This window comes from Streptomyces flaveus, from assembly GCF_014647675.1.
Lineage (GTDB): Bacteria > Actinomycetota > Actinomycetes > Streptomycetales > Streptomycetaceae > Streptomyces > Streptomyces flaveus.
This window is the reverse complement of the sequence record NZ_BMPQ01000002.1, coordinates 75,932-85,714: the sequence shown is the minus strand read 5'-3', so window position 1 is coordinate 85,714 and position 9,783 is coordinate 75,932. Positions and strand designations below refer to the sequence as shown.

At 68.8% G+C, this 9,783-nt stretch carries 13 protein-coding genes and 1 pseudogene; all 14 read left to right on the top strand.

Features of this window, described 5'->3' with window-relative positions; translation table 11 throughout:
* A pseudogene (locus IEZ21_RS47335) lies at positions 1-338 on the top strand (hypothetical protein); the annotation flags it as partial.
* A 225-nt stretch (positions 339-563) separates the two neighbouring features.
* Entirely contained in the window at positions 564-992 is a 429-nt protein-coding gene (gene rpsP / locus IEZ21_RS03660; protein WP_033321113.1) for a 30S ribosomal protein S16, read from the top strand.
* 2 nt (positions 993-994) lie between these two features.
* On the top strand, positions 995-1,234 hold the full coding sequence (locus tag IEZ21_RS03655) for an RNA-binding protein (RefSeq protein WP_033321114.1): 240 nt from the start codon (positions 995-997) through the stop codon (positions 1,232-1,234).
* A 106-nt stretch (positions 1,235-1,340) separates the two neighbouring features.
* Positions 1,341-1,931: a ribosome maturation factor RimM gene (rimM, locus tag IEZ21_RS03650; protein WP_189320445.1), complete on the top strand. Its 591-nt coding sequence runs from the start codon at positions 1,341-1,343 to the stop codon at positions 1,929-1,931.
* A complete protein-coding gene (gene trmD / locus IEZ21_RS03645) occupies positions 1,931-2,764 on the top strand; it encodes a tRNA (guanosine(37)-N1)-methyltransferase TrmD (protein WP_033321116.1) in 834 nt (277 codons plus the stop codon). The genes rimM and trmD overlap by 1 nt, the downstream gene beginning before the upstream one ends.
* A gap of 133 nt (positions 2,765-2,897) precedes the next feature.
* Positions 2,898-3,248: a 50S ribosomal protein L19 gene (gene rplS, locus IEZ21_RS03640; RefSeq protein ID WP_019760519.1), complete on the top strand. Its 351-nt coding sequence runs from the start codon at positions 2,898-2,900 to the stop codon at positions 3,246-3,248.
* A gap of 44 nt (positions 3,249-3,292) precedes the next feature.
* Positions 3,293-4,033 (top strand): signal peptidase I, encoded by a 741-nt coding sequence (lepB, locus tag IEZ21_RS03635; RefSeq protein ID WP_189320444.1) that lies wholly within the window; start codon positions 3,293-3,295, stop codon positions 4,031-4,033.
* Positions 4,026-5,087 (top strand): signal peptidase I, encoded by a 1,062-nt coding sequence (lepB, locus tag IEZ21_RS03630; protein WP_033321118.1) that lies wholly within the window; start codon positions 4,026-4,028, stop codon positions 5,085-5,087. The genes lepB (IEZ21_RS03635) and lepB (IEZ21_RS03630) overlap by 8 nt, the downstream gene beginning before the upstream one ends.
* Positions 4,996-5,955, top strand: a complete 960-nt coding sequence (lepB, locus tag IEZ21_RS03625; protein ID WP_189320443.1) for a signal peptidase I — start codon at positions 4,996-4,998, stop codon at positions 5,953-5,955. Before lepB (IEZ21_RS03630) ends, lepB (IEZ21_RS03625) begins: the two co-directional genes overlap by 92 nt.
* 80 nt (positions 5,956-6,035) lie before the next feature.
* Positions 6,036-6,782, top strand: a complete 747-nt coding sequence (gene lepB, locus IEZ21_RS03620) for a signal peptidase I (RefSeq protein ID WP_189320442.1) — start codon at positions 6,036-6,038, stop codon at positions 6,780-6,782.
* Positions 6,772-7,281, top strand: coding sequence for an NUDIX hydrolase (locus IEZ21_RS03615; RefSeq protein WP_246567254.1), 510 nt, complete (start codon positions 6,772-6,774; stop codon positions 7,279-7,281). The genes lepB (IEZ21_RS03620) and IEZ21_RS03615 overlap by 11 nt, the downstream gene beginning before the upstream one ends.
* A gap of 55 nt (positions 7,282-7,336) precedes the next feature.
* Positions 7,337-7,645, top strand: coding sequence for a DUF2469 domain-containing protein (locus IEZ21_RS03610; protein WP_003965949.1), 309 nt, complete (start codon positions 7,337-7,339; stop codon positions 7,643-7,645).
* Between the two features lie 128 nt (positions 7,646-7,773).
* On the top strand, positions 7,774-8,145 hold the full coding sequence (locus IEZ21_RS03605; RefSeq protein ID WP_189320441.1) for a YraN family protein: 372 nt from the start codon (positions 7,774-7,776) through the stop codon (positions 8,143-8,145).
* Entirely contained in the window at positions 8,145-9,770 is a 1,626-nt protein-coding gene (locus IEZ21_RS03600) for a YifB family Mg chelatase-like AAA ATPase (protein ID WP_189320440.1), read from the top strand. Before IEZ21_RS03605 ends, IEZ21_RS03600 begins: the two co-directional genes overlap by 1 nt.
* Positions 9,771-9,783 lie beyond the last annotated feature (13 nt).

Sequence of the window (9,783 nt, the reverse complement as noted above, 5' to 3'; positions counted from 1 at the left end):
TGGGCCTCGACCACCCCGAGGAGCCGCATCCCAGCAGTGGCTTCTCGCTGGTCACGCTCAGCCCCGAGGCGAAACGGCGCTACCGCCCGACGATCGAGCGGCTGACGCGCGCCCTCAAGGCGCACACCGCCGCGACCACCACCGACACGGCCCGCAGCTTCCGGGGCCCGGCCGCAAGGCACGGCTCCTCCGGAGGCGGTGTCCGGGTCAAGGCGGTCTGCGACTGCGGGCGTAACGTCCGCGTCGTCCCGTCGGTCCTCGCCCAGGCACCCATCGTCTGCGGCGGCTGCGGGAAGCCGTTCCGCATCCCCGAGGTGGTCGGCGCCGCAGCGGGCTGAGCGGCGCCCCGGCGGGGACGGTGACCCCCGTGGCCGTCCTGGTGACGGCCACGGTCCCGGTTCGGCATGCCCGTCCACGTATGGCAGAATGGCTGGCTGTACTCGACAGCCGCACAGGACCCCTCTCTCCTCCGGCTGACGCGTCCATCGGGCACTCGGGTACCGCAACCCCACGCGGCAATCTCGCCGTGCCCAACCACGTCAAGACCAGGAGACACCACTTCCGTGGCAGTCAAGATCAAGCTGAAGCGTCTGGGCAAGATCCGTGCGCCTCACTACCGCATCGTCGTCGCCGACTCCCGTACCCGCCGTGACGGCCGGGCCATCGAGGAGATCGGCCTGTACCACCCGGTACAGAACCCCTCGCGCATCGAGGTGGACTCGGAGCGCGCGCAGTACTGGCTGTCCGTCGGCGCCCAGCCGACCGAGCCGGTGCTCGCCATCCTGAAGAAGACCGGCGACTGGCAGAAGTACAAGGGCGAGCCCGCCCCGCCGCCGCTGCTGCAGCCGGCCGAGAAGGCCGCCCGTCCGTCGTTCGAGGCCCTTGGCGGCGACGACGAGGGCAAGGGTGAGGCCATCACCCCGAAGAAGAAGGCTGAGAAGAAGGACGAGGCCAAGGCCGAGTCTTCTTCCTCTGAGTCGACCGAGGCCTGAGCATGCTCGAGGAGGCTCTCGAGCACCTCGTGAAGGGCATCGTCGACAACCCCGACGATGTGCAGGTCGCCTCGCGCGACCTGCGTCGCGGGCGTGTCCTCGAGGTCCGGGTGCACCCTGACGACCTCGGCAAGGTGATCGGTCGCAACGGCCGCACCGCGCGCGCCCTGCGCACCGTCGTGGGCGCCATCGGCGGACGTGGAGTCCGCGTCGATCTCGTCGACGTGGATCAGGTTCGCTGACGTATACGCAACACCGGCTCGGGCCGGGGAGGGCCACTGGGCCGTCCCCGGCCCGTAGTCGTCTACGAAGTCAATGCCGTAGGCACACGACAGGAGATCAAACACTGTGCAGCTGGTAGTCGCTCGCGTCGGCCGCGCCCACGGCATCAAGGGCGAGGTCACCGTCGAGGTACGCACCGACGAGCCGGAGCTGCGGCTCGCGCCCGGCGCCGTGCTGGCCACGGACCCCGCCTCGGTCGGCCCGCTGACCATCGAGACGGGCCGCGTCCACAGCGGCCGTCTGCTGCTGCGCTTCGAGGGCGTACGCGACCGGACCGCCGCCGAGGCGCTGCGCAACACCCTGCTGATCGCCGAGGTCGATCCGGATGCGACGCCCGAGGAGCCGGACGAGTACTACGACCACCAGCTGATGGACCTGGACGTCGTCACGAAGGACGGCGCCGAGGTCGGACGGATCACGGAGATCTCACATCTGCCCTCGCAGGACCTCTTCGTGGTGGAGCGGCCCGACGGCAGCGAGGCGCTGATCCCGTTCGTCGCGGAGATCGTCGTGGAGATCGACCTGGAGGAGCAGCGGGCGGTCATCGATCCGCCGCCAGGGCTGATCGACGACCGGGCTGCCCGCGACGAAGTCGCTGATGGACACAGCGTCGCCTCCAGGGATGCCGAAAATGCGCCCTCCGGAGAAGAGGCGTAATGCGGCTCGACGTCGTCACGATCTTCCCCGAGTACCTGGAGCCCCTGAACGTCTCCCTCGTCGGCAAGGCACGCGCGCGTGGACAGCTGAATGTGCACGTACATGACCTGCGGCAGTGGACGTACGACCGGCACAGCACCGTCGACGACACTCCCTACGGCGGCGGCCCCGGCATGGTGATGAAGACGGAGCCCTGGGGCGACGCCCTGGACTCCGTGCTCGCGGACGGCTACGAGACCGGCTCTCACGAGCCCGCCCTGGTCGTCCCCACACCCAGCGGGCGGCCCTTCACCCAGGAACTCGCCGTCGAGCTCTCGGGGCGGCCCTGGCTGCTGTTCGCGCCCGCTCGTTACGAGGGCATCGACCGCCGCGTCATCGACGAGTACGCGACCCGGATGCCCGTCCACGAGGTGTCCATCGGCGACTACGTCCTGGCCGGCGGTGAGGCGGCCGTACTCGTGATCACGGAGGCCGTGGCGCGGCTGCTGCCCGGCGTCCTGGGCAATGCCGAGTCACACAGGGACGACTCCTTCGCACCGGGCGCCATGGCGAGCCTCCTGGAGGGGCCCGTTTACACGAAGCCGCCCCAGTGGCGTGACCGAGGCATCCCGGACGTCCTGCTCAGCGGCCACCACGGGAAGATCGCCCGCTGGCGCCGGGACGAGGCCCTGCGGCGTACGACAGCCAACCGGCCGGACCTCATCGAGCGCTGCGACCCCTCGGTCTTCGACAAGAAGGACCGCGAAATGCTTTCCATCCTGGGCTGGGCACCGGACCCGGAGGGGAAGCCCTACGGCCGATTTTGGCGCAGGCCAGAGGGCGTGGAAGAATAGACCGCTGCTGTACGTCGTCCAGTGTGCGCCCCTGCCACAGGGGGACACGACGCCCGCCCCGACACGGCAGCCCACCTCTGGAAACCTAGTTCCCGTTGATGACCTGTGGCATCAGCGAAGAAAGCAGACGATCATGTCTCACCTGCTCGACTCCGTCGACGCCGCGTCGCTGCGCAGCGACGTCCCGGCCTTCCGCCCGGGCGACACGGTCAACGTCCACGTCCGCGTCATCGAGGGCAACCGCTCCCGTGTGCAGCAGTTCAAGGGCGTAGTCATCCGTCGCCAGGGCGCCGGTGTCCGTGAGACCTTCACGGTCCGCAAGGTCTCGTTCTCCGTCGGCGTCGAGCGCACCTTCCCGGTGCACACCCCGATCGTCGAGAAGATCGAGCTCGTCACCCGCGGTGACGTCCGTCGCGCCAAGCTGTACTACCTGCGCGACCTGCGCGGCAAGGCCGCGAAGATCAAGGAGAAGCGCGAGAGCTGAGCTCGCGCCGGGGTTCACATCGGGCCCGGATAGCATCTGGCCCGATGGACGCCGAAGCACAGTCGACGGAGCGCGACCGCTCCTCCCGCCCTTCCGAAACCGAGGAGATCTCGGCCACAGAGGGGACGGAAGGACGGTCGCGTTTCTCGTTGGTGTCCTGGGCCGCCGACTGGCTTCCCGGTGGTCGCATCAGCCTCACTCTGCTCTTCTCCTTGGTTTTTCTGCTGCTTTTGAGTCGGTTTGTGATGCAGCCGTTCCAAATTCCCAGTGGTTCGATGGAGCCAGGATTGAGGATCGGGGACCGCGTTCTCGTAAATAAGTTGGCGTACCGTTTTGGTGCCGAGCCGAACCGCGGCGATGTCGTCGTGTTCGACGGCACCGGCCATTTCGGCAGCGCCGACTACATCAAACGAGTCGTCGGTGTGGGGGGAGACCGTGTGGTCTGCTGCGACAGGCAGGGGAGGATCGAGGTGAACGGCCGGTCGGTCGACGAGTCGACGTTTCTGTACCCGGGGAACAAGCCGTCCGAGGTGCCCTTCGACGTCGTTGTGCCCGACGGCACCCTGTTCGTCCTCGGCGACCACCGCGGCGACTCCAGTGACTCCCGCGACCATCTGGGCTCACCGGGCGGCGGCATGGTTCCTGTGGGTGACGTGATCGGCAGAGCCGACTGGATCGCCTGGCCCACGGACCACTGGACCCGCCTGGACCCCGCCGACGTCTACGCGCGCGTGCCCGACCCGGAGGCGAACGAGCTGAACACGACGGTCGGTGCGCATGGGTAACCGAGGACGACCGCGCGGAAGTCACCGCGTCGACACCCGACTGCCCACCGGATACCGGCCCACCAGTGGCCGCGTAGGCCCCGGCCGGGCCGAGCGGCGCAAGCTCGCCCGCAAGGTCAAACGGCGCAGGCAGCGTTCGGCGATCAAGGAGATACCACTCCTCATAGGCGTCGCCCTGCTGATCGCCCTCGTCCTGAAGACGTTCCTCGTCCAGGCCTTCGTGATCCCGTCGGGCTCCATGGAGCAGACGATCCGGATCGGCGACCGCGTCCTGGTCGACAAGCTCACCCCGTGGTTCGGCTCCAAGCCCACACGCGGCGACGTCGTCGTCTTCAAGGACCCCGGGGGATGGCTCGAGGACGAGCAGCCGATTGCGAAGAACGAAGATCCCATCGTCGTCAAGCAGGTCAAGCAGGTGCTGACCTTCATCGGCCTGCTGCCCTCCGAGAACGAACGGGACCTGATCAAGCGGGTCGTCGCGGTCGGTGGCGACACCGTCAAGTGCTGCGACGCCCAGGGCCGCGTCACTGTCAATGGCATGCCTCTCAATGAGGCTTACATCCATCCCGGCAACAAACCCTCCTCGATCCCGTTCGAGGTGAAGGTGCCCGCGGGCCGTCTGTGGGTCATGGGTGACCACCGGGACAACTCCGCCGACTCCCGTTTCCACCGCACCGAGGCTTACAACGGCACCGTTTCCGAGGAGGAGGTTGTCGGCCGCGCCATGGTCATCGCCTGGCCCATCGGCCACTGGCGAGGCCTGGAAGAACAGGACACCTATGTGTCCGTGCCCGACGCGCCCGGCGGGTCGACCACCGCCCTCGGCGCGTCGCATAGGCTGGCCGATGCGGATCGATACGGATTGATCCCGCTCCCGAGCCCTGCGGAACTCCCGCTCGTTATGGGAGTGGTGGGCCTGCGCCGCATCTGGCGCGGCCGATGGCACGGAGTGAGGAGTGGATGTGGGGGATTTGGCGGTCGGAGCACGGTCCGGACACGAGGGTCCGGAGGAGAAACCGGAGCGCCCCGAGAAGACGGCTCCCCCGGCCACTGAAGACGTCGTGCCCTCCGGGGGCGACTCCGGTTCTGGAGCCGGAGACGGCGATGACGGGGACGAGCAGGGCGGCGGGGAAGCCCCGAAGCCGAAGAAGCAGCGGTCCTTCTGGAAGGAGCTCCCGCTCCTGATCGGTATCGCGCTGGTCCTCGCGCTGCTGATCAAGACCTTCCTGGTGCAGGCGTTCTCGATCCCCTCGGACTCGATGCAGAACACCCTTCAGCAGGGTGACCGCGTCCTGGTCGACAAGCTCACCCCGTGGTTCGGCTCCGAGCCCGAGCGTGGCGAGGTCGTCGTCTTCCACGACCCCGACGGCTGGCTGGCGGGCGAACCGGCCCCGAATCCGAACGCGGTCCAGACGGCCCTCAGCTGGATCGGCCTGATGCCGTCCGCCGACGAGAAGGACCTCATCAAGCGGGTCGTCGCGGTCGCCGGAGATACCGTCGAGTGCAAAGGCACAGGGCCGCTGAAGATCAACGGCAAGGGGCTGGACGAGCCTTACGTCTACCCCGGGAACACGCCGTGCAGCGTCGACGACTCGGGCGGCCAGTTCAAGAAGACGGTACCCCCGGGCAAAATCTGGGTCATGGGTGACCACCGGCAGAACTCGCTGGACTCCCGCTACCACCAACAGGACGAGAACGACGGCTTCGTCCCTGTGGACAGCGTCGTGGGCCGCGCCATCGTGGTCGCCTGGCCGCCCACCCGCTGGTCCACGCTGCCGGTGCCGGAGACCTTCGACCAGGGACTCAGTGCCGCGGCTCCGGGCGCGCTCGGGCTTGCGGGCGCGGTGCCCCTGGTGTTGTGGCGCAGGCGCCGGATTACCGTCGGAAACGCCAGGGTTTCTGGGCGGGGTACCGCCAGGTAGGGTGCCATCCCAGATCGCCGATCTTCCGGGGCCACAACGAGCGCCCCGGGGTCGATTCTCCGAGTTGGGGGAGCACTGGGATGAGCCGGACACGTCGTACGGACGAGGGCCACGGACGGCTCGGCAGCATGCTGTCGGGGCTGGCCGTGGCCCTCGGCTGTGTGCTCTTCCTCGGAGGATTCGCCTGGGGCGCGGTCGTCTACCAGCCGTACACCGTGCCGACGGCCTCCATGTCGCCCACCATCGCGGCCGGCGACAGGATCCTCGCCGAGCGGATCGACGGCGGTGAGGTCCAGCGTGGCGACGTCGTTGTCTTCAAGCAGGCCAGCTGGGGCAACGTTCCCATGGTCAAGCGGGTTGTCGCGGTCGGCGGCGACACGGTCGCCTGCTGCACGGACGGCAAGCTGACCGTCAACGGCAAGAAGATCGAAGAACCGTATCTGGCCAAGGGCTCCGAGGCCGAGACGAGCAAGATCCCGACCGTCACGGTTCCCGAAGGCCGACTCTTCCTGCTCGGTGACGAGCGTGTCGGCTCCCTCGACTCGACCGCCCATCTCACGGAGGCCGGCAACGGTTCGGTGCCGCGCGGCTCGGTGGACGCACGGGTCGACGCGGTGGTGTGGCCCATGAACGGAGTGCTGGACCGTGCCACCGGCTTCGAGACGCTCGGCGGCATTTCCCAGCCAGGGCCCCTGAGGCTGGTACTCGCCGCGATCGTGGCGGGCGCGGTGCTCGTCCTGGGCGGGGCCGCGTACGGGCCGCTCGCCAAGCGGGCGGCGCGGCGGCGGAGCGGTACGGCGGCCAAGGAGCAGGTCCTTGCCGGCTGAGGTGCCGGAAGGGCTCGGTGAGCTGCGGAAAGTCGCTCGGGTGGTGCTACTCGATCCGCAGGACCGCATCCTGCTGCTGTACGGCCACGAGCCCGAGGATCCGTCGGACAACTGGTGGTTCACTCCGGGCGGCGGCGTGGAAGGCGAGGAGACGCGCAAGGAAGCTGCTTTGCGGGAACTCGCGGAGGAGACCGGCATCACCGAGGTCGAGCTCGGACCGGTGCTGTGGCGGCGGACGTGCTCGTTTCCGTTCGCGGGGCGCCGCTGGGACCAGGACGAGTGGTATTACCTGGCCCGTACAACACAGACGGCGACCAAGGCGCTGGGCCTGACCGAGCTGGAACGGCGCAGTGTCGCCGGAGCACGCTGGTGGACGTGCCAGGAGCTTCTCCAGGCACATGAGACGGTGTATCCGACCAGACTCGCCGAGCTGCTGCGCAGGCTGCTCGACGAAGGGCCCCCGGCCGGCCCCGAGATCCTGGACACCGAAATCGTCTAGGGGCTCGCGGGGCTGGCGCACAATAGGGGGACGCACGGCTGAAGGGGAACATGCCATGAGCGCCGAGGACCTCGAGAAGTACGAGACCGAGATGGAGCTGAAGCTCTACCGGGAGTACCGCGATGTCGTCGGTCTGTTCAAATATGTGATCGAGACCGAACGGCGCTTCTACCTCACCAACGACTATGAGATGCAGGTCCACTCGGTTCAAGGTGAGGTGTTTTTCGAGGTGTCCATGGCGGATGCCTGGGTGTGGGACATGTACCGGCCTGCTCGTTTCGTGAAGCAGGTGCGGGTACTCACGTTCAAGGACGTGAACATTGAGGAGCTGAACAAGAGCGACCTGGAGTTGCCGGGCGGCTGACCTGGAGCCGCCGACGGCCGGTGATCACCCGCAAGGGTGGCGACGTTGTCCACAGATCCAGGGTTGTCCACCAAGATCCAATAGCTTGCTGAGCTGCCCTCATCGTTGGCGCCGGAGGTGGTGCCGACATGAACGCACGCAACGCACGGGGCGCGCTCGGCAAGTACGGCGAAGACCTGGCCGCGCGGCGGCTGGGCGAGGCCGGAATGACGGTCCTGGAGCGTAACTGGCGCTGTGGCAGGACCGGTGAGATCGACATCGTGGCCCGGGACGGCGACGCGGTGGTCGTCTGCGAGGTCAAGACCCGCCGGGCTGGTGCCTTCGAGCACCCGATGGCCGCCATTACGCCCGTCAAGGTGGAGCGACTGCGGGGCCTGGCCGAGCGCTGGGTGCAGGAGCATGGAGGGGCGCCACCCGGCGGCGTACGGATCGATGTCGTCGGCGTCCTTCTCCCCGACCGTGGTGCGCCCGTCGTCGAGCATGTGCGGGGGGTGGCCTGATGGGATTCGCCCGTACGTGCTCGGTGGCACTGGTCGGCGTAGAGGGCGTCGTCGTCGAGGTTCAGGCGGACCTGGAGCCGGGGATCGCGGCGTTCACGCTGGTGGGGCTGCCCGACAAGAGCCTGTCCGAGAGCAGGGACCGAGTCAGGGCGGCCGTGGTCAACTCCGGCGGCGAGTGGCCCCAGAAGAAGCTCACGGTGGGGCTCAGCCCGGCTTCGGTACCGAAATGCGGCAGTGGTTTTGATCTTGCTGTCGCTTGCGCCGTACTGGGAGCCTCCGAGCGGATCGATCCACGGGTGCTCCCCGACATCGTGATGATCGGGGAGCTGGGCCTGGACGGCCGGGTGCGGCCGGTACGGGGCGTGCTGCCCGCGGTGCTGGCCGCGGCGGACGCCGGGTACGAACAGGTGGTGGTGCCCGAGTGCGCTGCCGCCGAGGCCTCGCTGGTGCCCGGCGTCTCGGTGCTCGGTGTCCGTAGCCTGCGCCAGCTGATCGCCGTCCTCACGGACGAGCCGGTGCCCGACGAGGAACCGGACGAACAGGGACGCCCGGATCCGCTCCTCGCGGGCCTGCGCATGCCGGGTACGGGCGCCGCCACCGGCATGCACAGCATGGGCGCCGCGCAGCACGACCACGGCCATGACCTCGCCGATGTGGTCGGCCAGCTCTCGGCGCGGACGGCGGTGGAGATCGCTGCGGCCGGCGGTCACCATCTGTTCTTGGAGGGTCCGCCGGGCGCCGGCAAGACGATGCTCGCCGAGCGGCTGCCGGCCATCCTGCCGCCGCTCGGCAGGCAGGAGTCGCTGGAAGTCACGGCGGTCCATTCCGTCGCGGGCCTGCTCCCTCCGGGAAAGCCGCTGATCGATGTCCCGCCCTACTGCGCGCCCCACCACTCGGCGACGATGCAGTCGCTGGTCGGCGGCGGCCAGGGAGTCGCCCGGCCCGGCGCGGTGTCGCTGTCTCACCGAGGGGTGCTTTTTCTGGACGAGACTCCGGAGTTCAGCAGCCGGGCGCTGGACGCGCTGCGCCAGCCCTTGGAGGCGGGACACGTCGTGATCGCGCGCACCGCAGGTGTCGTGCGCTTTCCGGCGAGGTTCCTGATGGTGCTCGCGGCCAATCCCTGCCCCTGTGGCCGCTTCTCGCAGACGGGTAACTCGTGCGAGTGCTCTACTCCGATGATCCGCCGCTACCAGGCCCGGCTCTCCGGTCCGCTGCTCGACCGGGTGGACCTCAGGGTCGAGGTGGGCCGCGTCACACGCTCCGCGCTGGTGGAGGCCGGTACACGGGGCGACTCCACCTCGACGGTCGCCGACCGGGTACGAGCGGCCAGGGAGCGCGCGGCCGCCCGGCTGACCGGCACACCGTGGCGGACGAACAGCGAGGTCCCGGGGCGCGAACTGCGCAGCCGGTGGTACGCGTCGATCGGCGCCATGGACGAGGCCGAACGGAGCCTGGAGCGCGGCCTCCTCACCGCCCGCGGTCTCGATCGCGTGCTCCGCGTCGCCTGGACCATCGCGGACCTCGTCGGCCACGACCGGCCCGATGCCACGGACGTCGCCCGAGCCCTGCAACTGCGCACCGGGGTGCCTCAGGGAGCGCCGATGGTGATCGGAGCGATGCCGTGAGCGGGGGTGACGA

Coding starts and splice junctions, on each gene's coding strand:
- IEZ21_RS03655 (WP_033321114.1), top strand. CDS start 995: ATGCTCGAGGAGGCTCTCGAGCACCTCGTGAAGGGCATCGTCGACAAC.
- lepB (WP_033321118.1), top strand. CDS start 4,026: ATGGGTAACCGAGGACGACCGCGCGGAAGTCACCGCGTCGACACCCGA.
- lepB (WP_189320444.1), top strand. CDS start 3,293: ATGGACGCCGAAGCACAGTCGACGGAGCGCGACCGCTCCTCCCGCCCT.
- IEZ21_RS03605 (WP_189320441.1), top strand. CDS start 7,774: ATGAACGCACGCAACGCACGGGGCGCGCTCGGCAAGTACGGCGAAGAC.
- IEZ21_RS03600 (WP_189320440.1), top strand. CDS start 8,145: ATGGGATTCGCCCGTACGTGCTCGGTGGCACTGGTCGGCGTAGAGGGC.
- lepB (WP_189320442.1), top strand. CDS start 6,036: ATGAGCCGGACACGTCGTACGGACGAGGGCCACGGACGGCTCGGCAGC.
- trmD (WP_033321116.1), top strand. CDS start 1,931: ATGCGGCTCGACGTCGTCACGATCTTCCCCGAGTACCTGGAGCCCCTG.
- rplS (WP_019760519.1), top strand. CDS start 2,898: ATGTCTCACCTGCTCGACTCCGTCGACGCCGCGTCGCTGCGCAGCGAC.
- IEZ21_RS03610 (WP_003965949.1), top strand. CDS start 7,337: ATGAGCGCCGAGGACCTCGAGAAGTACGAGACCGAGATGGAGCTGAAG.